Below are 23,317 nucleotides of genomic sequence, written 5' to 3' on the forward strand. Positions count from 1 at the left end.
TGCGGCAGCCGGTTACTGCGTCCCGGCTACTTTGCCCGCGGGACGCGGCGAAGTACGACGGCGGCGAGCACCGAGGCTCCCGCCATCAGTACCAGCGCAATCGCCGCGGTGATGTGGACACCCGAATCAAACGCTGCCCGGGCGGCCGCCGTGAGCCCCTCGGCCACCGGGGCCGGCAGTGACCCCGCCAGCTCCACGGCGCCGGCCAGCGTTTCCCTGGCCTGATCCGCAGACGCCGCCGGGACCGTCTCGGCAACAGCCTCGGGCAGGGCGAGGTGCTGCTGGTATGACGCGGTCAGGATTGACCCCAGGACGGCTGTCCCGAGGAGTGAGCCCACTTCGTAGCCCGTCTCCGAGATGGCCGCGGCCGCTCCGGACTTTTCCGCGGGCACCGCTCCCAGAATCAGGTCGTTCGAGATGGTCTCGGCAGAGCCCACACCCAGCGCCAGAATGAGGAGGGCGGCCAGCAGCGCGGCGGGACCGGCGTCGTGATCCCCGAACGCCACGAGGGCGTAACCGGCGGCGCTCAGCGCCAGTCCCGCGGCAACCACAAATCCTGGCCGCACCTTCCGGACCAGCGGAACCACCAGCAGTCCCGCCATCACCATGGCGGTCAGGGCGGGCAGCATTGCCGTGCCGGATTCCGACGGCGACATTCCTTCAAGCAGCTGCAGGTGCTGGGCCAAAAACAGGATGAAGCCGTTGTAGGAGAACAGCGCCAGGACATTAGCCGTGATCGCCGTGCTGAACACGCGGTTCCTGAACAGCGACAAGTCCAGCAGCGGGGATGCAAGGGCCTGCTGCCGGCGGACGAACACGAGGCCCATGGCGAGGCCAAAGGCCAGGATTCCGAGGGACTGCAGGCCGGGGCCGTGGGTGGCCAGTTCCTTGATGCCGTAGACCACCGGCACCATGGTCAGCATCGACAGTGCAATGCTGGGCCCGTCCACCCGACCCGGGCTGGGGTCCTTGGATTCCGGAATGAGGAAGCGGCCGAAGACGAGGGGCGGCAGCATGATTGGCACTGCCACCAGGAGGATGGCGCCCCACCAGAAGTGCTCCACCAGCCAGCCGCCAAAGATCGGCCCCAGCGCGGCGCCGCCGGAGAAGCCTGCGGCCCAGATCGCCACCGCCAGCCTCCGCCTGCCGGGCTCCCGGAAGATGTTGCGGATCAGGGACAGCGTGGACGGCATGAGCATGGCGCCGAAGAATCCCATGGCCGCGCGGCCGGCAATCAGCCATTCGGCGCTCGGGGCGAAAGCCGACGCCGCGGAGACCGCCGCAAAACCCGAAATGCCGACCAGAAGCAGCCGGCGGCGTCCGATCCTGTCGCCGAGGCTGCCCATGGCCACCAGGAGTCCGGCCAGGACCAAGGCGTACGCATCGACTATCCAGAGCAGCTGCACGCCCGAGGGGTCCAGGCTGCGGGCGATCGCGGGAAGAGCGAACGTCAGCGCGGTGTTGTCCACGGCCACCAGGAGGACCGGGAACATGAGCAGGGCCAGGGCTAACCAGTCGCCCGCGCCGCCGGCGCTGGAAGCCTGGTTGGCAGAAGTGCGCTCCGGGTGAAGGGCTGAGTTCGTGGTCATGACATAACTATACCGTCCAGACGGTACAGTTATGAATCTTTTGTTTGGAACGGGGCATGATGGAAGCCATGCCCAGAAAACCGGTCGCCCGCGGCGCAGTGCTCGATGCGTTTGAATCCCTGCTGATCGAGGTGGGGGAGCGTGCCGCCACCCTTGACGCCGTGGCTGCCCGCGCCGGTGTGTCCAAGGGCGGGCTCCTGTACCACTTCCCAAACAAGGAAGCGCTCATAAGTGTCCTGCTGGACCGCCTCGACGAGTTCGCGGAGGCGGACGCCCAAGCCATGGCCGGGGCTCCCGAGGGTGCTGCCGCTTACTTCATCAAATCGTCCGTCTGGGCGGACACCCCGCTGGACCGCGCAATCGTGGCTGCGACGAGGCTGGCCGAGGTGGCGCACGAGGAGACCCGGCGCCGGTTCGCCCACATCCAGCAGCGGTGGCTCGACGAGATCGCCCGCGATGTCGGACCGGGCCTCGCCAAGGCCGTCCTGTACATGGGTGACGGGCTCTACTTCAACGCCATGCTGTCGATCGGCCCGGCGGCTACGCCGTCCGAGACCGCGGCCGACGTCGAGAGCCTCCTTGCGGCCCTTGACAGGCTGCGGGGGTAGGCCGGCTGCGGGGGTAGGTGTGCGCCGGGCTGCCCGCCGCCGGGGGTAGCCGGCGCAGCCACAGTTTGCAGACGCGATCCCGGCGTAGGACAATAGCCTCTGTGACAGCTGTCACCGCTCAATTAAATATGCCTTTGATCTGCGGCGGGAGAGTCCTGCAAGTAGGTACAAGCAGGCGCCGTAGGAGCAAAACCTCCCCAGGAATCTCTCAGGCCCATGTACCGCCGCGGCAAGGCAACTCTGGAAAGCAGCAGGCTGCCCGCATTGAATGTTCCGCCTCCGCGCGGACGGTTCAGGGCATGCTGTGCTCACCGACGGTGCAAGCGGAGTTGTGCGTAGGCGCAGCAACGCGGAAACTCTCAGGTCCAATACAGAGCGGGGAGGAACCCGAATCACTGTGGCGTACCCTGCGCCGCCTTAGTTATGGAGTTCCTTTTGACCGTACATTCAGCCTCCGCCACGTTCGTCGACCGGCATATTGGTGCCCGCCGGCAGGCCGACGTCGAAGCCATGCTCAAGGCCGTCGGCTACGAGACTGTCGATGCACTGGTTGACACGGCAGTGCCGAAAGACATCCGGCAGGACTCCCCGCTGGAGCTCTCCCCGGCCCTGAGTGAAGTCGAAGCCCTCGCTGAGCTCCGGGAGCTCGCGGCCAAGAACAAGACCGCCGTGCAGATGATCGGCCAGGGTTACTACGACACCGTCACGCCGCCGGTGATCCGCCGCAACATCCTTGAAGCCCCCGCCTGGTACACCGCGTACACCCCGTACCAGCCGGAGATCTCGCAGGGCCGGCTGGAGGCCCTGCTGAATTTCCAGACCATGGTCCAGGACCTGGTTGGCCTGCCGATCGCCAACGCGTCCCTGCTGGATGAAGCGACGGCGGTGGCTGAGGCTGTGCTGCTGATGCGCAGGGCCAACAAGAACAAAGACGCCAAGGACGGCAAGACCGTCCTGGATGCGGACTCCCTGCCGCAGACCATTGCCATCGTCAAGGGCCGCGCCGAGGCGCTTGGCTTCGAGGTTGAGGTTGCTGACCTGTCCAAGGGACTTCCCGACGGCGACATCAACGGCGTCGTGCTCCAGCAGCCCGGCGTCTCCGGCCGCGTCTTCGACCACACCGAGGTCATCGCCGCCGCCAAGGAACGCGGCGCCCTGGTCACGGTGGCCGCTGACCTGCTGGCGCTGACACTCATCACCCCTCCGGGTGAGCAGGGCGCGGACATCGCCGTCGGCTCCGCCCAGCGCCTGGGTGTCCCGCTGTTCTACGGCGGACCGCACGCCGCGTACATGGCCGTGCAGAAGGGCCTGGAACGCTCCCTTCCTGGCCGCCTCGTGGGTGTCTCCAAGGACAACGCCGGCACTCCCGCCTACCGCCTCGCGCTGCAGACCCGCGAGCAGCACATCCGCCGCGAGAAGGCCACGTCCAACATCTGCACCGCCCAGGCACTGCTGGCCATCGTGTCCTCCTTTTACGCGGTCTACCACGGACCGGAAGGCCTGAAGGCGATCGCCGAAACTGCCCACGGCCACGCCAAGACCCTGGCCGCCTCGCTTAAGGCCGCCGGGCTGGACGTCCTGCACACCAGCTTCTTCGACACCGTGACGGTTTCCGTCCCGGGCAAGGCCGCCGGCATCATCGCCGCCGCCGAAGAGAAGGGCATCAACCTCCGCAGCATCGACGCCGACTCCGTCGGCATCTCCACTGATGAAACCACGACGCCGGCCATCGTCGCTGACGTTCTTGCTGTCTTTGGTGCGAAGTCAGTGGGGTCCACGGGCAGTTTCGCCCTGGACGCCGCCGTCGAGCGTTCCTCCGCATTCCTGCAGCACCCGGTGTTCAACACGCACCGCTCCGAGACCCAGCTGCTGCGCTACATCCGCAAGCTATCCGACCGTGACCTGGCGCTGGACCGCACCATGATCCCGCTGGGTTCGTGCACCATGAAGCTGAACGCCACGGCGGAGATGGAAGCCATTTCCTGGCCGGAGTTCGCCTCGATCCACCCGTTCGCCCCGGATTCCCAGACCGAAGGCTGGCGCGAACTGATCGATGGTTTGGAAGCCGACCTCGCCGAGATCACCGGCTACGACCAGGTGTCCATCCAGCCCAACGCCGGCTCGCAGGGCGAGCTCGCCGGGCTGCTGGCCATCCGCGGCTACCACCTGTCCCGCGGCGACGACCAGCGCAACATCTGCCTGATCCCGGCGTCGGCACACGGCACCAACGCGGCCTCGGCCGTGCTGGCCGGCATGAAGGTAGTGGTGGTGGCCACCGCTGCCGACGGCACCATCGACCACACCGACCTGTACGCCAAGATCGAGGCCAACAAGGACGCCCTGTCCTGCATCATGATCACCTACCCGTCCACGCACGGCGTATACGACGCCGACGTCCGTGAGGTCTGCGACGCCATCCACGCGGCCGGCGGCCAGGTCTACATCGACGGCGCCAACCTCAACGCCCTCGTCGGGCTCGCGCAGCCGGGCAAGTTCGGCGGCGACGTGTCCCACCTGAACCTGCACAAGACCTTCTGCATCCCGCACGGCGGCGGCGGACCCGGCGTCGGCCCTGTTGCGGCGAAGGCGCACCTGGCACCGTTCATGCCGGGCGATGCGGCCACCTGGACCGAAGGCAAGGACGTTCCGATCTCCGCCTCGCGCTTCGGCTCTGCCGGTGTGCTTCCCATCTCCTGGGCGTACGTGAAGCTCATGGGCGCCAGCGGCCTGACAGAGGCCACCAAGTCCGCGCTGCTCGCCGCGAACTATGTTGCAGCCAGCCTCAACGACTTCTTCCCCGTGCTCTACACGGGCGAAGGCGGCCTGGTGGCACACGAGTGCATCCTTGACCTGCGCGAACTCACGGCCAAGACCGGCGTCACCGCCGAGGACGTGGCCAAGCGCCTGATCGACTATGGCTTCCACGCGCCCACCCTGGCGTTCCCGGTGGCCGGAACCCTGATGGTGGAGCCCACCGAGTCCGAGGACCTGGGCGAGATCGACCGGTTCATCAAGGCCATGATCGCCATCCGGGCCGAAATCGACCAGGTGGCCAACGGCGACTTCACCGTGGAGAACAGCCCGCTGCGCAACGCACCGCACACCGCGGCCGCTGCTATCAGCTCCGACTGGGACCGCTCCTACCCGCGCGAGCAGGCCGTCTTCCCCGTTCACACGCTCAAGCAGGACAAGTATTTCCCGCCGGTCGGCCGCATCGACGGTGCCGCCGGCGACCGGAACCTGGTCTGCTCCTGCCCTCCCATCGAAGCTTTCGAGAACTGAGGATTCCGCTCAATGACTGAGAACTACACTGCCCTTTACGAGGAGCACAAGAAGCTGGGCGCCTCGTTCACCGACTTCGGCGGCTGGCAGATGCCGCTCAAGTACGGCTCCGAGCTGGCCGAGCACCACGCCGTCCGCCACTCGGCCGGCATCTTCGACCTCTCCCACATGGGCGAAGTCTGGGTCACCGGCCCGGACTCATCCGCGTTCCTCGACTACGCACTGGCTGGCAAGATCTCCGCCATGGCCGTCGGCAAGGCCAAATACTCCCTGATCTGCAACGAGGACGGCGGCATCATCGACGACCTCATCGTGTACCGCCGCCCCTCCGAGGGGACTGGCACCGACCGGTTCCTGGTGGTCCCGAACGCCGGCAACGCCAAGGTGGTGGCCGAGGCCCTGGTGCAGCGGGCAGCGAACTTCGACGTCGCCGTCGAAGACGCATCCGCCGAGACGTCGCTGATCGCAGTGCAGGGTCCCAAGGCCGAGGAGATCCTCCTGCGCCTGGTCCCGGCAGCCCAGCACGAGCTGGTGACCGGGCTGAAGTACTACGCCGCCGTCGAGGTTTCCTTCCTGGTGGGCGGGACCAGCCAGAACCTGCTGCTGGCCCGCACCGGGTACACCGGTGAGGACGGCTTCGAGATTTTCGTGGAGAACGACGACGCCGCCGCCCTCTGGCAGTCCATCGTCGCCATCGCGGACGAGGGGGAGCTGACGCCGTCCGGCCTTGCCTCCCGCGATTCGCTCCGCCTCGAGGCCGGCATGCCGCTGTACGGCAACGAGCTCTCGCTCGACGGTGACCCGTTCGCCGCCGGCCTGGGCCCCGTCGTCGCGCTGTCCAAGGAAGGCGACTTCGTGGGCAAGGGCGCGCTGGCAGCCAAGAAGGAAGCCGGAGCCGGCTCCACCACGGGCCGCAAGCTCGTGGGCCTCAAGGGCCTCGGCCGCCGCGCCGGCCGCGGGCACTACCCGGTCCTCAAGGACGGCGACGTCGTCGGCGAAGTCACCTCCGGCCAGCCCAGCCCGACCCTCGGCTACCCGATCGCCATGGCCTACGTCGACGTCGCCTACGCCGAACCCGACACCGCGCTGGACGTTGACCTGCGCGGCAAGGCGGAGCCGTTCGAAGTCGTCGCACTGCCTTTCTACAAGCGCTCCAAGTAGCCCGGCGAACCGCTGGTTGAGCCTGTCGAAACCGGCCCGTCGGACCCGCCCCGGGTCCGGGGCCGGCTGGCCCCAGTTTTCACGCGTGCTGCTCCTTCGTCGCTTTGACGCACGCTTTCGAAAACCGCGGCCAGCCAGCCCCTCGAGGGCAGCTCACCTTCGGTGCCAATCAGGACAGAACAACCGCCGGACGAGCGCCCTCGAAAGCCAAAGGTGCTGGGGGAGGGGCCGCGAACCGCTGGTTGAGCCTGTCGAAACCCGGCTTACGCCTGGAAGTCGACAGGCTCGACCATAGAGGCACAGCAAGCTCGATCATTGGGGGTTGAGCTTGCCGAACCCTCGAGGCCCAGAAGTAGCCAGGACCCCCGGTCACCCGCCTCCCAACCCGACCACAGAAGTAACGAGATTAAGGAACACAATGGCAAAAGTTGCCTCTGAACTGCAGTACTCCGACGAACACGAGTGGGTCTCCCGCGAGGACGGCAATGTGGTGTCCATTGGCATCTCCGCCGTGGCCACTGACGCGCTCGGCGACATTGTTTACGTGGACCTGCCCGAGGTCGGCTCGGCCGTGACTGCAGGGGAGACCTGCGGCGAGGTGGAGTCCACCAAGTCGGTCTCCGACCTGTACTCCCCGGTGACGGGAGAGGTCACGGAGATCAACCCGACCGTCGTCGAGGACCCGGCCCTGATCAACAGCGATCCGTACGGCGCCGGCTGGCTGTTCAAGGTGGCCGCAGACTCCGAGGGCCCGCTGCTGTCGGCCGAAGAGTACGCTTCCAAGAACGGCGGCGAGCTGTGAGCGCCGCTCAGGCCGCAACAGCGGCGTTCGAGCAGGTAGTGTCCCCGAGCCTGAACGCGGACCTCGCGGACCTCGACCCGGAGATCGCGGCAAAGATCGACGACGAGCTCAGCCGCCAGCGCGGCGGCCTGGAGATGATCGCGTCGGAGAACCACACCGCCGCGGCCGTGATGCAGGCGCAGGGTTCGGTACTGACCAACAAGTACGCCGAGGGTTACCCGGGCAAGCGCTACTACGGCGGCTGCGAGCACGTGGACGTGATCGAACAGCTCGCGATCGACCGGGTCAAGGCCCTGTTCGGTGCAGAGTTCGCGAACGTCCAGCCGCACTCCGGCGCCCAGGCGAACGCCTCGGTGATGCACGCCCTGATCAAGCCGGGCGACACCATCATGGGTCTGAACCTGGCCCACGGCGGGCACCTGACCCACGGCATGCGGATCAACTTCTCCGGCCGCCTCTACAACGTGATCCCGTACCAGGTCCGCGAGGAGGACCACCGGATCGACATGGCCGAGGTGGAGCGCCTGGCCCAGGAGCACAAGCCGCAGCTGATCGTGGCCGGCTGGTCCGCGTACGCCCGGCAGCTCGACTTCGCCGAGTTCCGCCGGATCGCCGATTCCGTGGGCGCCTACCTGATGGTGGACATGGCGCACTTCGCCGGGCTGGTTGCCGCCGGCCTGCACCCGTCCCCGGTCCCGCACGCGCACGTCACGACGTCGACGACGCATAAGACCCTCGCCGGTCCGCGTGGCGGCATCATCCTGAGCAACGACGCCGACGTCGCCAAGAAGATCAACTCGGCGGTGTTCCCAGGCCAGCAGGGCGGCCCGCTGGAGCACGTGATCGCGGGCAAGGCCGTGGCCTTCAAGATCGCCGCGTCCGAGGAGTTCAAGGAACGCCAGGAGCGCGTGCTCGCCGGCGCGCGGATCCTGGCCGAGCGCCTGGTCCAGCCCGACGTCACGGCCAAGGGCATCTCCGTGGTGTCCGGCGGCACCGACGTGCACCTGGTGCTGGTGGACCTGCGCAACTGCGAGCTCGACGGGCAGCAGGCCGAGGACCGCCTCGCCGCGATCGACATCACCGTGAACCGCAACGCCGTGCCGTTCGACCCGCGTCCGCCGATGGTCACCTCAGGGCTGCGCATCGGTACCCCGGCGCTGGCCACCCGCGGCTTCGGCGAAGCAGCGTTCGCCGAGGTGGCGGACATCATCGCCGAGGCCCTGACAGCCGACGCCGGCGCGGACCTGTCAGGCCTCCGCAACCGCGTGGAGGCACTAGCCGCCGCGCACCCGCTCTACCCGTCAGTCGCCCCGCTCAGCTGATTCCTCCGGCTGGCTCCGGGGCCGACAAGCCCCAGTTTTCACGCGTGCTGCTCCTTCGTCGCTTTGACGCACGCTTTCGAAAACCGCGGCTTGTCGGCCCCTCGGAGGGGGCCGGGCATCCGGCAGCATGCTCCCCGCCGTCCCCCTAGCCTCGCAAGCTCGGCCAGGGAACCCGGACGGCGTGGGCCCCTCGGGAGCGTCACGTCCGCGCAGCGGGCGTCTTCGCGACCGAGCATGCAGAGGATGGCCGGCTTCCTCCGCCACTGACCTCATGTCTAGTTAGGATTGATTATGGCCGTTGGAGTCTTTGATCTCTTTTCCATCGGGATCGGGCCCTCGAGTTCGCACACCGTGGGGCCGATGCGTGCCGCTGCCGTCTTTGCCGGGGAGCTCAAATCCTCCGGGAAGCTGGAGGGCGTGGCGTCGCTGCGGGTGGACCTGTACGGCTCGCTCGCCGCAACCGGGCACGGGCACGGCACCATGACGGCGATCCTGCTGGGCCTGGAGGGGTACCACCCTGAGCTGATCCTTCCCGATGAGGTCGAGGACCGGCTGGCGGCTATCGCCGAGTCCGGGACACTGCGGCTGGCCGGGGCCGTTCCGTTGCCGTACGGGGTCAAAGACATGGTTCTGCGGCCACTAACGATCCTGCCGCGGCACACCAACGGCATGACCTTCACCGTCTCGGACGCCGAGGGCGAAATCCTGCACAGGGCAACGTTCTTCTCCGTCGGCGGCGGGTTCATCGTCCGCGAGGGCGAGGAGGATGCGGCCCTGAAGGAGCTCGCCGAGTCCAAGAAGGAGCTGCCGCTGCCATTCCGCACCGCCGCGGAACTGCTGGGCCGCTGCCAGTCCAAGGGGCTGTCCATCGGCGACATCATGTTCGTCAACGAGCGCGCCTCCCGGTCCGAGGAGGAGATCCGCGAAGGTTTGCTGCACATCTACTCCGTGATGGAGAGCTGCGTGGAAACCAGCCTCAAACGCGAGGGGCTGCTGCCCGGCGGACTGAAGGTCCGCCGTCGTGCCCCCGACTGGCACGAGCGGCTCCTGAAGGAAAGCCGGGACCACGATCCAGGCTACCGGGACCCCAAATACTGGCAGGAATGGGTGAACCTGATCGCCCTGGCCGTCAACGAGGAGAACGCCTCCGGCGGGCGCGTGGTCACCGCGCCGACGAACGGCGCCGCCGGCATCATCCCTGCCGTGCTTTACTACGCCCTGCATTTCGCTCCGGGCATGGACCAGGCGACCCAGGAAGACCGCGACGACGTGGTGGTGAAGTTCCTGCTGACCGCCGGTGCCATCGGAGTGCTGTATAAGGAACAGGCGTCCATCTCCGGCGCCGAGGTGGGCTGTCAGGGCGAGGTGGGATCGGCGTCGTCGATGGCCGCCGCCGGGCTCGCGGAAGTCATGGGCGGCACGCCCGCGCAGGTGGAGAACGCCGCCGAAATCGCCATGGAACACAACCTTGGGCTCACGTGCGATCCGATCGGCGGCCTGGTTCAGGTGCCGTGCATCGAACGCAACGCGATCGCCGCCGCGAAGGCCATCAACGCGGCCAAGATGGCCCTCTGGGGCGACGGCTCGCACCGGGTCTCGCTCGACGAGGTCATCATTACCATGCGCGAGACCGGCAAGGACATGAGCTCGAAGTACAAGGAAACCGCGATGGGTGGGCTGGCGGTCAACGTCGTCGAGTGCTGACCCCCGGCCGGCGGCTCAGTTGTTGGCGGCCGCCCAGAGGTTCAGGCTCGACGCGAAGACGACCCACGAGAGGTAGGGCAGCATGAGCAGGCCAGCGGCGCGGCGGATCGGCCCAAACAGGAGCACGGTGGCTGCGACAGCCAGTGCCAGCGCAATGATGATGCCCAGGGCCAGCCAGAGCGCGGCCGAACCCCACATCGGGTACATCCCGAAGAACGCGGGCGTCCACGCCAGGTTCAGAGCAAGCTGCACGCCGTAGACGGTGAGCGCCGCCCCGCGCTCCGGGCTGCGGCTCCGCCACACGAGCCAGGCCGCCACTGCCATAGCCGCGTACAGTACCGTCCAGACCGGCCCGAACACCCAGTTGGGCGGGGACCACGGCGCCTTGTCCGCCGTCGCGTACCAGCCGGTGACGTTGCTGATGGTTGCCTGCGAACCCAGCCAGGCCACCAGGGCGCTGGCCGCCAGGAAACCCAGGAGTGCGGCAAGTTCGACGGCGGTGCGCTGTGGCTCGGGCTGCGCCCCGTCACCGCTGGTGTTGGCGTCTCTCCCGGATCCCGCGACCGGCATGCGGTCCCTGCTTCTCATTTCATTACAGTTGCCAAGGCCGCAGCCAGAGTCAAGGCAGTCATCAGGCCGGACGGATAGACTTGAGGCTGCTTCTCCGGCACCTGCACGAAACGTAAGCGAAGATTGGATACGGCACACTTGCGAGAATTCACTGCCCGCTTTGCCACCTCCGAAGAGGTCGCAAACTGGGACTCCCACGTCACCGCGAATCCGAACGGCGGAAACCTGCTGCAGTCGGAAGCCTTCGCCGAGGTCAAGCAGCACTTCGGCTGGAAGACCCTGCACCTCGTTTACGAAACAGCCGACTACACGAGCTACAACCTGGTGCTGGAAAAGAGCTTCCCGCTGCTCGGCAAGCTCTGGTACCTCATCAAGGGACCGGACGTGGCCGGCGTCGAGGACATCCCCGGCATTGCCGCGGCAAACGCAGAGTTGGTCAAGCGCGCACGGCTGGGCGTCTTCGCCATCAAGATCGAGCCGGACATCGTCCTCAGCGACGCCGCCCGCGGGGTCATCGAGGGGGCGGGGCTGGTCAAGACGCACAATCTGCAGCCCAACGACTCCACGGCCCTGCTGGATATTTCCCCCGAGGAGAACCAACTGCTCCGCAACCTCCACTCGCGGGGACGGAACGCCGTCCGCCGCGCCATCCGCGAGGGCGTCGAGGTGCACAACGTGCAGCCCAGCGAGGAAAACTTCAAGGCCATGTACGGCCTGATGACCGACACGGTCCAGGCGAAGTCGCAGGTCCGCGTCCGCGAATACGACTACTACCGCCAGTTCTGGACGAACTTCATCAAGCGCGGCCAGGGCAGGCTCATGTTTGTGTACGAAAACGGGGTTCCCTCGGTGGGCGCCTTCGTGATCAACTACGGCCGCAAGGGCACGTACAAGGACGGCGGGTCCCTGCAGAAGCGTAACCAGTACGGCGATTCGCACCTGGTGCAGTGGACCGCGATCAACCAGCTCAAGGAGCTGGGCTGCACCGAATACGACTTCTGCGGAACGCCGCCGAGCGACAAGCTCAAGGACACGTCGAATCCCTTCCACGGGCTGGGGCTGTTCAAGACGAGCTTCAGCAAGACGGTCACGGATTTTGTTGGCTGCTACGACCAGGTCATCAGCCCGCTGAAGTACAAGGCATGGATGGCAGCGGGTGAACGGGTGGCCCGGCAGCTGTACACCCGCCGTACCGGGCAGCAGTTCTACTGAGCTATTGAGCTGAGCCAACGAACAGAGGGGAGCCCTGATGACCAAACAACCCCGCGGCGCCAACCGGCCGCCCACGGACGGGCTGCCCAAGACGGAGCCGCTCACCGCCTCGCAGCTGCACCAGAACGCGGCGGCCAAGCGCATGCTGCGCCGACTGGTGCAGGGGGAAAGTCCGCCGACGGCGCCACTGAGCATCGTGGACCGGCTCGCCGGGAGCCCCTACGCCAATCCCATGATCCAGGTAAGCGGGATCGATGAGTCCGCGCGCAAGACGATGGACTTTGCGCTGCATCTTGCCGAGTCCATGTTCCGGTACGGTGCCGGCGCCCTCGAGGTCGAAACAAGCATCATTGCCGTGACGGCTGCGCTGGGGCTGAAAAACATCGAGGTGGATATCACCAACCAGTCCGTGGGCATCAATTACGCAGCCAAGGACCAGACGCCCATCACCCTCCTGCGGGTGGTCCGTTCCTGGACGAACAATTATGCGGGGCTTGCCCAGGTCCACCAGCTGGTCACCGATATCGTGGCCGGAGGCGTCGGCAGGGACGAGGCCGTCCGCCGGCTCGACGAGATCGTCCGGCGCCCCAAGCCGTTCCCGCGCTGGATGGTGACGGTGGCGTTCGCGGTGTTCGCAGCCGTGTTTGTCGCCGTCATAGGCGGCGGTCCCGGCGCCTCGGCCGTCGCGTTCGCCTCCAACCTGCTCATCAGCCTGGTGGCCAGGAAGCTGGGCCGTTGGCGGACGCCTGACTTCTTCATCACGGCGGCCTGTTCCTTTGTGGTGACGGTCATCGCGCTGCTGATGTGGAGGTTCGGCAGTCCGGTGGGGATCCGGCTGGCGCCCGCCATTGTGGTGGTGGGCGGCATCCTGCTGCTGCTTCCCACCGGGCGGCTCGTGTCCTCGGTCCAGGATGCCATCAACGGCTTCCCAGTGACGGCGGCCGGGAGGTTCCTGTCCACCCTGCTGACGTTTGGCGCGGTGGTGGCCGGGATCGCCGTCGCGTTCGTGGTGGGGGACAGGATCGGCATGGAGCCGATCAGCGTCACGGAAACCTTCCCGCCCGCGTACCCGCTGTGGGCGCAGGTGATCCTGGTTGCCGTCGCGGTCGTGGCGATCGGCATTACGGAACAGACGGACTGGAAGCTGCTGCTTCCGACGGCGGCAGTGGGCGTGGTGGGGCACCTGGCCCTCATCGGCGGCGAGGCGCTCGGCATTGGCCCGCGGTTCTCGCCGGCGCTGGCCGCCGTCGTGATCGGCCTGCTGGCCCGCGTGGTGGCGCTGAAGATGGGCGCCCCGCAGCTGGTGGTCGCCGTGCCTGCCGGCCTGATTCTCCTGCCCGGCCTCACCATTTTCCGGTCGATGTATGTCCTGACCATCGAGGAATCCGAGATACTGCTCGGGGCCGGCGGGATGCTCAGCGCCGGGGCGATCGTCTTCGGCGTGGCCGGCGGCATTGTGCTTGGCGACACGCTGGCCCGGCCGCTCACCCGCAGCCTCGCCAGCAACGAGCGGCGGCGGTCCCGCCGCCGCTAGGGGCCGGCTAGATCTTTCCGATCGGGAGCTTCTTCTCGGCCTGGAAGTCGTCCTCGACCCGTCCCCTGGCCCAGTAGCCGGACAGTGAGACCTGGCTGCGGTCCAGGCCGCGCTCGCGGAACAGCACCTCCCGCAGGCCCTTCATGTAGCCGCGCTCGCCGTGCGCAAAAACGTTCACCCGGCCGTCGGGCCAGGCGGCGTTGCGCACGGCCTCCACCAGCCGGTCACCCTCGCCGGCGGGAACGCCGCCGCGCTGCAGCCAGACCAGCTCAAGCCCGGCCGGGGAGGCAATCTCCTGGACGTCCGCGTCCGAACCGACTTCGAGAAAGGCCAGGCCCCTGGCATGCGCCGGCAGGGACTCGATGACTGCGGCCACGGCCGGCAGTGCGGCCTCGTCAGCCGCCAGCAGGTACCAGTCCGCCGCCGGATCGGGGTTGTAGCCGCCTCCGGGGCCCGTGAAGATGAGGCTGTCGCCCGGTTCGGCCGCGTCAGCCCAGGGGCCGGCCAGGCCTTCGTCACCGTGGACGACGAAATCAATGGCCAGTTCGCCGGCTGCCACATCCACCCAGCGGACCGTGTAGGTCCGGGTGTGCGGCCACAGCTCCCGGGGCATCGTTTCCCGGACGGCCCAGAGGTCCAGGGGCTGGGGGTAGTCCACCCCGGGCTGCGGAAAGACGATCTTGACGTACCGGTCCACGAAGTCGTTGTTCACGTAATCAGCGAACCCCGGGCCGCCGGCGACGATCCGCACCATGTGCGCGGAAAGCTGCTCCCGCCTTAGGACAGTCAGGGTGACCTGCGGGCGGGATTTTTTCGTGGCGCTGGTGGTGGCCGGAAGGGAAGTCATGCAGGTAAGCCTAGCCTAAGCTCCTTGGCGGGACGGCCGGGAGTTCCCAGTCCACAGGCCAGCCGCCCTGCTCCGTCAGGAGGGCGTTGGCGCGGCTGAACGGCCGCGAGCCGAAGAACCCGCGCGAGGCGGACAGCGGGCTGGGGTGGGCGCTGGCCACCACGGGGGTGCTGCCCAAGAGAGGGCGGACGCTCTCGGCGTCCTTGCCCCAAAGCACGGCCACGAGCGGCGCGGTGGTTCCCTCCGCTGTCCGGCGTCCGACGACGGCGGTCACTGCCGCCGTCGTGATCGTTTCCCATCCCTTGCCGCGGTGGGACCCGGCAGCGCCCTCACGCACGCTGAGCACCCGGTTCAGCAGCAGTACGCCCTGGTCCGCCCAGGCGCCGAGGTCACCGTGGACCCGCGGCGGCAAGCTTAGATCCGCTGCAAGCTCCTTGTAGATGTTGGCCAGGCTGCGCGGGATGGGCCGGGTGCCGGCGTCCACGGAAAACGCGAGCCCCACAGCGTGTCCGGGGGTGGGGTAGGGATCCTGGCCCACGATCAGGACCCGCACCCCGTTCAGCGGTTGCCGGAACGCCCGGAGGACGTTCGACGCCGACGGCAGCACCTGCTGCCCGGCCGCCTTCTCGGCCGCGAGGAAAGTCAGCACGGACCTCAACTCGGCCTCCACTCCCGCCAGGGCGTCGGCCCAGTCGGGTGCCATCAGCTCGCCGAACGGGAGCCTGGCAAGGTCCGCAAAGTCCGGGCCGCCCGCTGCTGCAGGTTCGAGGTCGAAGAGCGGTTCAGGTTCCGTCACGGTGTCCATTCTCCCGCACTGCTGTCCGAAGCCCGCTGCCCCTGTCCGTGAAACGAGCCGCCGGTGCCGCCGCGCCGCAAATGACAAGGCTGTTATTCCTCCGTAACATAGGGGAGGTACTTTGACCGGATTCAGCTAAGGAGAGCGCAGTGGCCGAGCCGTTGCAGGACCATCTCGCGGAGCCGGATTCAGGGCAGGATTCAGCGCTGGAGCGCGGGCTGCGGAGCGGCTCGCTGCTGGACGACTTCAAGCTCAAGGACTCGCCACTGAGCGGGCGGGAGCAGCAGATCCTCGCCCTGGAACGGCAGTGGTGGAAGTACGCCGGCGCCAAGGAACAGGTCATCCGGGAGCTCTTTGACCTGTCCGCGACGCACTACTACCAGATCCTCAACGCACTGATTGATACAGAGCACGCGCTGGCCCACGACCCCATGCTCGTGAAGAGATTGCGTAGACTACGTACGTCACGTCAGCGGGCCCGCACTGCACGCCGCCTTGGATCTGACGCGTAACTGCTAGTGCCGGACTGCCGGCGAAAACCAACAAGGACGCCTCTTCACCATGACTAATTTTGCTCGGGACGAATTCGACAGGGTGCCTGAGGTCTCCTCCCGGCAGGGCGTACACCGCGCGGTCTCCGCGCCGTCGCGCCCGAAGTTGTGGCCGATCCTTTCCGTGGGAATCGCGGCGCTCGCCGTCGGCCTGGTTGCTTTCCTCCTGCTGCCGCAGCTGGGGCTCCAGCCCGGCATCACGCCGCCGCCCGCCGCAGCGGCCGACACTTCAACGGCGTCGGCCAGCCCCACGGCGACGCCCTCTGCAAGTGCGGCGCCCAGCGCCACCCCCTCGGCCTCGGCGTCCGCCTCCGAACCGGCTTCGCCCTCCGCGCTGGAGCCCGCCACCTCGGAAACCATTGCCCCTGCAGCGGTGGACAAGTCGCAGCCGGTCGCCATTTTCAACGGAACGCTGACCTCCGGACTGGCCGGACGGGTAGGTGCCACGGTTAAGTCCGATGGCTGGGTGCTCGGTGAGGTGGCCAACTGGCAGGGCGCCCCCCAGCAGCAGTCGGTGATCTTCTACTCGGACGCTGCCCACCGTGCCAACGCCGAGGCGCTCAGCGAGTTGCTGAACATCCCCACGCTGGTGGAGAGTGCGGACTTCCCCACGCCCGTTGCCGTGGTGCTGGGCCCCGGCTACCAGTAGCCATCCCGGTTACGCCTGAATAACTATTGCCTCCGCTCCGGGCCGCTGGCCTGCGCCTCCACGGGCCTGACTCGATAGAGTGATGGCAGGCTTCAAGGCGTAATTCACGGCACACATCGACGTGGGCCTTACGGAAGCAACCTGAAAGTGTGGGGATCATGGCATTGGGCACCGTGAAGTGGTTCAACGCGGAAAAGGGCTACGGCTTCATCACCGTTGACGATTCAGGCGACGACGTTTTCGTGCACTGGTCGGCCATCCAGACAGACGGGTTCCGGGCGCTGGATGAGGGCCAGCGCGTGGAACTGGAAGTGGGCGAAGGCGAAAAAGGTCCGCAGGCAGAACAGGTCCGGCCCGTCTAGTGGCACGCCGCTTAGGTCTCAGGGTTTCTGCCGCCTGGGGCGCCGCCGTCGTGCTGACGCTGGGTGCCTGCTCCGGGTCCGGGGACAACGCCCGGACGGCTACGGTTGAAGCCAGCGGCGACGGGACCCTGCCGATCGGGCTGATCCTCGACAACACCGGACCGCAGTCCTTCTTGAACGCCGCCCAACTGGCCGCCGCCAAGCTCGCCGTCCAGGAGATCAACGCGGCGGGCGGGCACAAGGGCCGGCCCGTGGAGCTGCTGCCCGTAACCACCGGGGGCGACACCGCTGCGCAGGCCCGGGAACTCGTCGATGCCAGGGCGGACGTCGTGATTGGTCCCACCGATTCCAGCAGGGCGCCCGCCGCCATTGACGTGCTGTCCAAAGCCAGGACCACGCTCATCTCTCCCGCCAACACGGCCCCGGAACTCAGCAGCTACAAGAGCGGTGGCTACTACTTCCGCACGGCGGCGCCTGACATCGCACAGGCTCCCGTCATGGTGAAACTCGCCAAGGATGCCGGAGCAAAAAGCCTCGCGGTGGTCTATGAGGACGGCACCTACGGCCAGGCTGTGTCTGCAGCAGTGTCCGCCTCCGCCAAGGCCGGCGGGCTGGACCCGGTCACCGTCTCCGGCTTCAAGGCGGGCGAGGCACAGAAGTCTGCTGCCGCCGCCCGCGACGCGGCGCCGGACGCCGTCGTCGTTCTGGCCCGGGATGGTGCGCAGGGCGCCATCGCCGAGCTCACCAACGCCGGACTGCCGGGCAACAAACTCATCCTGGGCGACGCCGCCTTCAGGCAGTACGGGTCCGCCCTCGGATCAAAATCGCTGGAGGGAGCGCGCGCCCTCGTGCCCGGAGTCTTCCCCTCGGCGCACTTCCAGGCTGAACTCGTGGCCATCGATGCGGGCCTCAAGGACACGACGTTCGCGGCCGAGACGTATGATGCCGTGAATCTCGCGGCCCTGGCCGCCGCTGCGGCGGCGGACGACGCCGGTGCCTCCATCGCCGGCACGCTCATCTCCGTCTCCGGCGGCACTTCCGGCAGCCGGGTGTCCGCCTCGCCGTCCGGCCAGCCGGCCGGCTGCTCGACATACAAGGACTGCCTCGCCGCCATGCGGGACGGGAAGTCCATTGACTACGACGGCGAGTCTGGGCCCGTCCGCTTCGATGCGAACGGAGACATCACGGCCGCCAAGTACATGGTGTTCACCTACGGAGCTGACAACAAAGCCAAGCTCACGGGAAGCGAGGCCGCCGGCAGGTCTGCCGGCTGACCGCTGGCTGATCGCTGGCAGCGAATACTCCACCCGTTCGCGGGATTAACAAGTATATCTGCTTGCACTCTCCCCGGGGGAGTGCTAATTATTGATTAGCACTCCTGCGTATCGACTGCTAACTCGTCGCCCGGTTTAGGCCGCCAGCGAGGTCAGTGGCCGTGCATGGAGCGAAAGAAACACCTGGTTGGGGTGAGATCGGGACTGCCGGCGTACAGAGGCTGTCAGGAACGATCGTCCGTCGCGGGCACCGCAACGAGGTTCATTCTTAACGACTGTCCCGAAAGGACTACTGCCGTTATGGCCAAGATCATTGCATTTGATGAAGAGGCACGCCGCGGTCTTGAGCGGGGCCTGAATATCCTCGCCGACGCCGTCAAGGTCACCCTCGGCCCGCGTGGACGCAACGTCGTCCTCGAAAAGAAGTGGGGCGCCCCCACGATCACCAACGATGGTGTATCCATCGCCAAGGAGATCGAGCTGGACGATCCCTACGAGAAGATCGGCGCCGAGCTGGTCAAGGAAGTTGCCAAGAAGACGGATGACGTCGCAGGCGACGGCACCACCACGGCCACCGTTCTGGCCCAGGCACTGGTCAAGGAAGGCCTGCGCAACGTCGCGGCCGGCGCTGACCCGCTGTCCCTCAAGCGCGGCATCGAGAAGGCCGTTGAAGCCGTCACCGCCGAACTGCTGAACTCCGCCAAGGAAATCGAAACCAAGGAAGAGATCGCAGCCACGGCTTCCATCTCCGCCGGTGACGACGAAATCGGCGCCCTGATCGCCGAAGCCCTGGACAAGGTGGGCAAGGAAGGCGTCATCACGGTCGAGGAGTCCAACACCTTCGGCCTCGAGCTGGAGCTCACCGAAGGCATGCGCTTCGACAAGGGCTACATCTCCGCTTACTTCGTCACGGACACCGAGCGCCAGGAAACGGTCCTCGAAGACCCGTACATCCTGATCGTCAACTCCAAGATCTCCAACGTCAAGGAACTGGTTGCTGTCCTGGAAAAGGTCATGCAGTCCAGCAAGCCGCTGCTGATCATTGCCGAGGACATCGAGGGCGAGGCCCTGGCCACCCTCATCGTCAACAAGATCCGCGGCACCTTCAAGTCTGTTGCCGTCAAGGCTCCGGGCTTCGGCGACCGCCGCAAGGCCCAGCTGGCCGACATCGCCATCCTCACCGGTGGCCAGGTCATCGCCGAGGAAGTCGGCCTGAAGCTGGAGACCGCCGGTCTCGAACTGCTGGGACGCGCCCGCAAGGTTGTTGTCACCAAGGATGAGACCACCATCGTTGAAGGTGCCGGCGACGCCGACCAGATCGCTGGCCGCGTTTCCCAGATCCGTGCCGAGATCGAGAACTCCGATTCGGACTACGACCGCGAGAAGCTGCAGGAACGCCTGGCCAAGCTGGCCGGCGGCGTTGCAGTCATCAAGGCCGGTGCCGCCACGGAGGTTGAGCTCAAGGAGCGCAAGCACCGCATTGAGGACGCTGTCCGCAACGCCAAGGCTGCTGTTGAAGAGGGCATCGTCGCCGGTGGTGGCGTTGCACTGATTCAGGCAGGTCTCAAGGCATTCGCCAACCTCAACCTGACCGGCGACGAAGCAACCGGCGCGAACATCGTCCGCGTTGCCATCGACGCTCCGCTGAAGCAGATCGCCTTCAACGCAGGCCTCGAGCCTGGCGTTGTCGTCGACAAGGTCCGCGGCCTGCCCGCAGGCCACGGCCTGAACGCTGCGACCGGCGAGTACGTCGATCTGCTGGCTGCCGGCATCAACGACCCCGTCAAGGTAACCCGCTCTGCCCTGCAGAACGCTGCTTCCATTGCCGGTCTGTTCCTCACGACCGAGGCCGTCGTAGCCGACAAGCCGGAGAAGAACGCTCCCGCCATGGGCGGCGGCGACGAGATGGGCGGCATGGGCGGCTTCTAGCCTCCCGCTGCTCCCAGCTGGCTCACGAGTGCGGCCCCCTCCAACGAGGGGGCCGCACTTTTTTGTCTGCGCATTTTTGTCCGTGCAGTCTGGCAGGATGGTTCGGTGACGATTACTGCAGCAGCCGACGGTTCGGCATTGGGAAACCCGGGTCCCGCGGGGTGGGCCTGGTACGTGAACGACGACTGCTGGCGGGCCGGCGGCTGGCCGCACGGCACCAACAACCAGGGTGAGCTGATGGCCGTCCTGGACCTCTTCCGCTCCACGGCACACCTCCCGGACGAGGACCTGCACATACTTTGCGACAGCCAGTACGTGATCAACTCCGTGACGAAGTGGATGCCGGGATGGAAGCGCAAAGGGTGGCGCAAGGCGGATGGCAAACCCGTGCTGAACGTGGACATCCTCAAGGACATCGACCGGGAGCTCGCCGGGCGGAAGTACAGGTTCGAATGGGTCAAGGGCCACGCGGGGCACGAGCTGAACGAAGCCGCCGACGAGCGCGCCAGGGCCGTGGCAATCGCCTACCAGCAGGGCGTTGCCGCCCGCTCGGGTCCAGGGTTCCCCGACGCCGAACCGGCAGCGGGCCGGCGGGCCGTCAAGGAGGGCCGGGGCGAGGGCGGTATCCCTTCGCTGTTTGAATCCGAAACACCGGCCCGCCGCGCAGAGGCCGGCACTCCCGCCCGCGCAGAAGCCGGCACCAGGGTTCGCCCCGAGTCCGAAACCCCGGCTCTCTTCGGCTCCGAAGAGCCTGATCTCTTCAGCGAACTGGGCGCCGATGTGTTTGCGGAAGCACCGGAAGGCGCCACGCCCGAAGAAACGGTCGAAGCCCTGGAACGCGAGCTCCTCCGCCCGGATGTCCGCAGCGACATCGGGCGGACGGGCCAGCTCCTGCACCCTGACTTCACGGAAATCGGGACAGCCGGACGCCTCTGGACCCGCGACGCCATGATGATGTCCCTCGAGGAAAGCCCGGCCGGTCCTGTCGATCTGGACGTGCTCAGCGCCGACCGGATCGGCGCGGACACGGTCCTGCTGACGTACCGCAGCTACTCCCGCGCCGGCTCAGCCCTGCGGAGTTCCCTGTGGGTCCTCGACGGCGAACAATGGCGCCTGCGGTTCCACCAGGGCACGCCTGAAGCCTGAGCTGCCGCCGAAGCCTGAGCTGCCTCCGAAGCCTGGGCTCGGCTGCCGGTGACCGGGCGCCGGCGTCAGCTGAAGCGATGCGCGTTGCCCTGTTCCGCCTGCGCATAGGTGTCGGCAGCCGACGACAAGGCCAGGTTGATGGAGGCGAGGGAGGCCTCGACCTTGCCCTGCGTCAGCGTCCACTCGGCAACGAGCGCCTGGAAGTTGGTGGCAGCCGCACCGCGCCACGTGGCCTGCAGTTCATCCAGCCCATGCTTCATGGCCTGGACGTCGGCGCTGATCCGGTCAACGGTCGCCTTGACGTTGGCTGATTTCACCTGCAGTAGCTCGGTATCGACGGAAATGATGCTCATGACGGGCCTCTCGACAACTTGAGGGACTGCCCCGGCGGGACAGTCGCAATGGCTGGCGGACCGGCCATTCCGGTCCGCTACGTCGAGCCTATTAACCCGCCGGCAGGCGGTGCCACAGCGGGTTCCGCTATGTGGATAACCGGTTCCCGTCGGCAGCCCGGTCCCCGCTGGCATTGCTATCTCCCGCAACGCTGTCCGAGAACGTCCCGATGCTGTCCGCTTCGATGCTGTCCGCGTCTGGGGAGTCCTCCCGGAAGGGAAGGCTGACCACGAGTGTTGCGCCGCCGCCGTCCGTACCTTCCACCCGGACGGAGCCACCGTGCGAGCCGACAATGGCGGCCACGATGGCAAGGCCCAGCCCGCTGCCGCCCGTCTCCCGGGTGCGTGACGTGTCGGCCCGGTAGAAGCGCTCAAAGACCTTGGGCGCCTCCGTGTCGGAGATTCCGGGGCCGTGGTCCCGGACCTCCAGGACAGACTGGGCGGAACCGTTGTCGGCCCGCCGGACGCCGACGGCGAGTTCGATGGGTGTTCCTCCGGGCGTGTAGCGCAGCGCATTGCCCACCAGGTTGCCGATAACCTGGCGCAGCTTCGCCTCGTCGCCGAGCACCGGCGCCGGTTCGGCGCTGCCGTTGTGCAGGCCGGTCAGGGTGATGGTGCGCCTCCGTTCGCTGGCCTGGGTGTCCACCACGGCGTCGTGGGCGAGGAGCTGCAGGTCGATGGGCTTGCGCTGCAGCGGCCGCTGCTCGTCGAGCCGTGCCAGCAGCAGCAGGTCCTCCACCATGGAGCCCATCCGTTTGGCCTCACTCTCGATCCGGCCCATGGCGCTGGCCACATCCTCCGGGGACTGCAGCGCGCCGTGCCGGTAGAGCTCTGAGTAACCCCGGATCGTCACCAGCGGGGTGCGCAGCTCGTGGGAGGCATCCGCGGCAAACCGGCGCATCCGGTCTTCGGAGGCCATCCGGGCTGCGAAGGCCGCCTCGATGTGCGCGAGCATGGCGTTCAGCGATCTGCCCAGGCGGCCCACTTCCGTGGACGGGTTCTCCACATCGACGCGGCGCGACAGGTCGCCGGCCGCAATGGCGGCGGCGGTCTTCTCCACCCTGGCAAGCGGGCGGAAGGACCTGGTCACAGTCCAGTTGGCGATGAAGAAGGCAAGGATGAGCGTCAGCAGCCCAACACCCACCACCACCAGGGTGGCGTGGCGCAGTACCTCATCCACCGGGGACAGCGGCAGCCCGATGACCACCACTGCGCGCTGCTGTTCGCTGCCAACAACAACGGGAACAGCCACCACGCGCCAGTTCTTACCGTCGGTGCCCCGAACCTGATAGGGCCGGACATCACTCTCACGGGCCTCGTTGACGGAGACGGACGCGATGTCGGGGCGGTCATCCTTGTCGTCGATGGGCGTTGGTCCGGCTCCCGGATAGTAGAGGGTCACCGTGTAATCCGAAGGCACTACCGGGTTGGCAATGGGGGAGATGGAGCGCTGCCTCCCGGCGGCGTCGACGGCGGCCCGCAGTTTGTCGTCCACCTGGCCCTCAAGGTAGCCGCGCAGCAGCGTCAGCGCGCCCGTCCCGGTCACGGCCAGGGCCACCAGCAAGAGGGCCATCATGATGGCCACGA

20 protein-coding genes and 1 riboswitch are annotated in these 23,317 nt (G+C 67.1%); of the genes, 14 read left to right on the top strand and 6 right to left on the bottom strand.

The genetic code is table 11. From position 1 onward, the window contains the following. Nucleotides 1-26 precede the first annotated feature (26 nt). Nucleotides 27-1,589, bottom strand: coding sequence for an MFS transporter (locus J7I85_RS04280; RefSeq protein ID WP_214847105.1), 1,563 nt, complete (start codon nucleotides 1,587-1,589; stop codon nucleotides 27-29). Between the two features lie 68 nt (nucleotides 1,590-1,657). Here J7I85_RS04280 and J7I85_RS04285 point away from each other — a divergent pair, with 68 nt between their 5' ends. The 6 genes from J7I85_RS04285 to J7I85_RS04310 all read left to right on the top strand — a co-directional run bounded on the left by J7I85_RS04285 (nucleotide 1,658) and on the right by J7I85_RS04310 (nucleotide 10,468). Beyond that, nucleotides 1,658-2,197, top strand: a complete 540-nt coding sequence (locus J7I85_RS04285) for a TetR/AcrR family transcriptional regulator (protein ID WP_214847107.1) — start codon at nucleotides 1,658-1,660, stop codon at nucleotides 2,195-2,197. 135 nt (nucleotides 2,198-2,332) lie between these two features. Continuing rightward, nucleotides 2,333-2,431: riboswitch (glycine riboswitch) on the top strand. Nucleotides 2,432-2,620: 189 nt separating this feature from the next. Continuing rightward, nucleotides 2,621-5,479: an aminomethyl-transferring glycine dehydrogenase gene (gcvP, locus tag J7I85_RS04290; RefSeq protein WP_374102431.1), complete on the top strand. Its 2,859-nt coding sequence runs from the start codon at nucleotides 2,621-2,623 to the stop codon at nucleotides 5,477-5,479. 12 nt (nucleotides 5,480-5,491) lie between these two features. Beyond that, a complete protein-coding gene (gene gcvT, locus J7I85_RS04295; protein ID WP_214847111.1) occupies nucleotides 5,492-6,640 on the top strand; it encodes a glycine cleavage system aminomethyltransferase GcvT in 1,149 nt (382 codons plus the stop codon). Nucleotides 6,641-7,058: 418 nt separating this feature from the next. Further along, nucleotides 7,059-7,442 (top strand): glycine cleavage system protein GcvH, encoded by a 384-nt coding sequence (gene gcvH, locus J7I85_RS04300; protein ID WP_214847113.1) that lies wholly within the window; start codon nucleotides 7,059-7,061, stop codon nucleotides 7,440-7,442. Next, the gene (gene glyA / locus J7I85_RS04305) at nucleotides 7,439-8,764 is read left to right on the top strand and encodes a serine hydroxymethyltransferase (RefSeq protein WP_308159387.1); all 1,326 of its coding nucleotides are present in this window, start codon (nucleotides 7,439-7,441) and stop codon (nucleotides 8,762-8,764) included. Before gcvH ends, glyA begins: the two co-directional genes overlap by 4 nt. A 291-nt stretch (nucleotides 8,765-9,055) precedes the next feature. Next, the gene (locus J7I85_RS04310; protein ID WP_214847116.1) at nucleotides 9,056-10,468 is read left to right on the top strand and encodes an L-serine ammonia-lyase; all 1,413 of its coding nucleotides are present in this window, start codon (nucleotides 9,056-9,058) and stop codon (nucleotides 10,466-10,468) included. Between the two features lie 15 nt (nucleotides 10,469-10,483). Here J7I85_RS04310 and J7I85_RS04315 read toward each other — a convergent pair whose 3' ends face one another. After that, complete coding sequence (locus J7I85_RS04315) at nucleotides 10,484-11,056, bottom strand: TspO/MBR family protein (RefSeq protein ID WP_214847118.1); 573 nt, start codon at nucleotides 11,054-11,056, stop codon at nucleotides 10,484-10,486. Nucleotides 11,057-11,176: 120 nt separating this feature from the next. On the opposite strand from J7I85_RS04315, the gene J7I85_RS04320 reads away from it, so the two are divergent. Further along, on the top strand, nucleotides 11,177-12,250 hold the full coding sequence (locus tag J7I85_RS04320) for a peptidoglycan bridge formation glycyltransferase FemA/FemB family protein (protein WP_214847120.1): 1,074 nt from the start codon (nucleotides 11,177-11,179) through the stop codon (nucleotides 12,248-12,250). 37 nt (nucleotides 12,251-12,287) lie between these two features. After that, complete coding sequence (locus tag J7I85_RS04325; protein ID WP_214847121.1) at nucleotides 12,288-13,784, top strand: threonine/serine exporter ThrE family protein; 1,497 nt, start codon at nucleotides 12,288-12,290, stop codon at nucleotides 13,782-13,784. A gap of 7 nt (nucleotides 13,785-13,791) precedes the next feature. Here J7I85_RS04325 and J7I85_RS04330 read toward each other — a convergent pair whose 3' ends face one another. Together J7I85_RS04330 and J7I85_RS04335 are read right to left on the bottom strand one after the other, a co-directional pair. Further along, nucleotides 13,792-14,631 carry a siderophore-interacting protein gene (locus J7I85_RS04330; protein WP_214847123.1) on the bottom strand — a complete coding sequence of 280 codons (840 nt, stop codon included), beginning with the start codon at nucleotides 14,629-14,631 and terminating at the stop codon, nucleotides 13,792-13,794. Between the two features lie 10 nt (nucleotides 14,632-14,641). Continuing rightward, on the bottom strand, nucleotides 14,642-15,436 hold the full coding sequence (locus tag J7I85_RS04335) for a uracil-DNA glycosylase (RefSeq protein ID WP_214847125.1): 795 nt from the start codon (nucleotides 15,434-15,436) through the stop codon (nucleotides 14,642-14,644). A gap of 140 nt (nucleotides 15,437-15,576) precedes the next feature. Here J7I85_RS04335 and J7I85_RS04340 point away from each other — a divergent pair, with 140 nt between their 5' ends. The 6 genes from J7I85_RS04340 (at nucleotide 15,577) to J7I85_RS04365 (ending at nucleotide 21,338) form a co-directional block, all read left to right on the top strand. Continuing rightward, entirely contained in the window at nucleotides 15,577-15,939 is a 363-nt protein-coding gene (locus tag J7I85_RS04340) for a DUF3263 domain-containing protein (protein WP_374102432.1), read from the top strand. A 49-nt stretch (nucleotides 15,940-15,988) separates the two neighbouring features. Next, on the top strand, nucleotides 15,989-16,627 hold the full coding sequence (locus J7I85_RS04345; RefSeq protein WP_214847127.1) for a LytR C-terminal domain-containing protein: 639 nt from the start codon (nucleotides 15,989-15,991) through the stop codon (nucleotides 16,625-16,627). A 158-nt stretch (nucleotides 16,628-16,785) separates the two neighbouring features. Beyond that, the gene (locus J7I85_RS04350; protein WP_214847129.1) at nucleotides 16,786-16,989 is read left to right on the top strand and encodes a cold-shock protein; all 204 of its coding nucleotides are present in this window, start codon (nucleotides 16,786-16,788) and stop codon (nucleotides 16,987-16,989) included. Further along, the gene (locus tag J7I85_RS04355; RefSeq protein WP_214847131.1) at nucleotides 16,989-18,263 is read left to right on the top strand and encodes an ABC transporter substrate-binding protein; all 1,275 of its coding nucleotides are present in this window, start codon (nucleotides 16,989-16,991) and stop codon (nucleotides 18,261-18,263) included. Before J7I85_RS04350 ends, J7I85_RS04355 begins: the two co-directional genes overlap by 1 nt. A 300-nt stretch (nucleotides 18,264-18,563) precedes the next feature. Continuing rightward, the gene (groL, locus tag J7I85_RS04360; protein WP_214847144.1) at nucleotides 18,564-20,192 is read left to right on the top strand and encodes a chaperonin GroEL; all 1,629 of its coding nucleotides are present in this window, start codon (nucleotides 18,564-18,566) and stop codon (nucleotides 20,190-20,192) included. A 105-nt stretch (nucleotides 20,193-20,297) separates the two neighbouring features. Beyond that, the gene (locus J7I85_RS04365) at nucleotides 20,298-21,338 is read left to right on the top strand and encodes a ribonuclease HI family protein (RefSeq protein WP_214847146.1); all 1,041 of its coding nucleotides are present in this window, start codon (nucleotides 20,298-20,300) and stop codon (nucleotides 21,336-21,338) included. Between the two features lie 65 nt (nucleotides 21,339-21,403). On the opposite strand, the gene J7I85_RS04370 is transcribed toward J7I85_RS04365, so the two are convergent. Both J7I85_RS04370 and J7I85_RS04375 read right to left on the bottom strand, forming a co-directional pair. Beyond that, on the bottom strand, nucleotides 21,404-21,691 hold the full coding sequence (locus J7I85_RS04370; RefSeq protein ID WP_214847149.1) for a WXG100 family type VII secretion target: 288 nt from the start codon (nucleotides 21,689-21,691) through the stop codon (nucleotides 21,404-21,406). A gap of 127 nt (nucleotides 21,692-21,818) precedes the next feature. Next, nucleotides 21,819-23,306: a HAMP domain-containing sensor histidine kinase gene (locus J7I85_RS04375; protein ID WP_251023936.1), complete on the bottom strand. Its 1,488-nt coding sequence runs from the start codon at nucleotides 23,304-23,306 to the stop codon at nucleotides 21,819-21,821. Nucleotides 23,307-23,317 lie beyond the last annotated feature (11 nt).

The organism is Arthrobacter sp. ISL-65 (assembly GCF_018613795.1).
In the GTDB taxonomy this organism is placed as follows: domain Bacteria; phylum Actinomycetota; class Actinomycetes; order Actinomycetales; family Micrococcaceae; genus Arthrobacter.

What these genes read in the sequence shown, in the direction of transcription:
- J7I85_RS04280 (WP_214847105.1), bottom strand. Translation starts at nt 1,589, where the DNA reads ATGACCACGAACTCAGCCCTTCACCCGGAGCGCACTTCTGCCAACCAG.
- J7I85_RS04285 (WP_214847107.1), top strand. Translation starts at nt 1,658, where the DNA reads ATGCCCAGAAAACCGGTCGCCCGCGGCGCAGTGCTCGATGCGTTTGAA.
- gcvP (WP_374102431.1), top strand. Translation starts at nt 2,621, where the DNA reads ATGGAGTTCCTTTTGACCGTACATTCAGCCTCCGCCACGTTCGTCGAC.
- gcvT (WP_214847111.1), top strand. Translation starts at nt 5,492, where the DNA reads ATGACTGAGAACTACACTGCCCTTTACGAGGAGCACAAGAAGCTGGGC.
- gcvH (WP_214847113.1), top strand. Translation starts at nt 7,059, where the DNA reads ATGGCAAAAGTTGCCTCTGAACTGCAGTACTCCGACGAACACGAGTGG.
- J7I85_RS04310 (WP_214847116.1), top strand. Translation starts at nt 9,056, where the DNA reads ATGGCCGTTGGAGTCTTTGATCTCTTTTCCATCGGGATCGGGCCCTCG.
- J7I85_RS04315 (WP_214847118.1), bottom strand. Translation starts at nt 11,056, where the DNA reads ATGAGAAGCAGGGACCGCATGCCGGTCGCGGGATCCGGGAGAGACGCC.
- J7I85_RS04325 (WP_214847121.1), top strand. Translation starts at nt 12,288, where the DNA reads ATGACCAAACAACCCCGCGGCGCCAACCGGCCGCCCACGGACGGGCTG.
- J7I85_RS04330 (WP_214847123.1), bottom strand. Translation starts at nt 14,631, where the DNA reads ATGACTTCCCTTCCGGCCACCACCAGCGCCACGAAAAAATCCCGCCCG.
- J7I85_RS04335 (WP_214847125.1), bottom strand. Translation starts at nt 15,436, where the DNA reads ATGGACACCGTGACGGAACCTGAACCGCTCTTCGACCTCGAACCTGCA.
- J7I85_RS04345 (WP_214847127.1), top strand. Translation starts at nt 15,989, where the DNA reads ATGACTAATTTTGCTCGGGACGAATTCGACAGGGTGCCTGAGGTCTCC.
- J7I85_RS04350 (WP_214847129.1), top strand. Translation starts at nt 16,786, where the DNA reads ATGGCATTGGGCACCGTGAAGTGGTTCAACGCGGAAAAGGGCTACGGC.
- groL (WP_214847144.1), top strand. Translation starts at nt 18,564, where the DNA reads ATGGCCAAGATCATTGCATTTGATGAAGAGGCACGCCGCGGTCTTGAG.
- J7I85_RS04370 (WP_214847149.1), bottom strand. Translation starts at nt 21,691, where the DNA reads ATGAGCATCATTTCCGTCGATACCGAGCTACTGCAGGTGAAATCAGCC.
- J7I85_RS04375 (WP_251023936.1), bottom strand. Translation starts at nt 23,306, where the DNA reads ATGATGGCCCTCTTGCTGGTGGCCCTGGCCGTGACCGGGACGGGCGCG.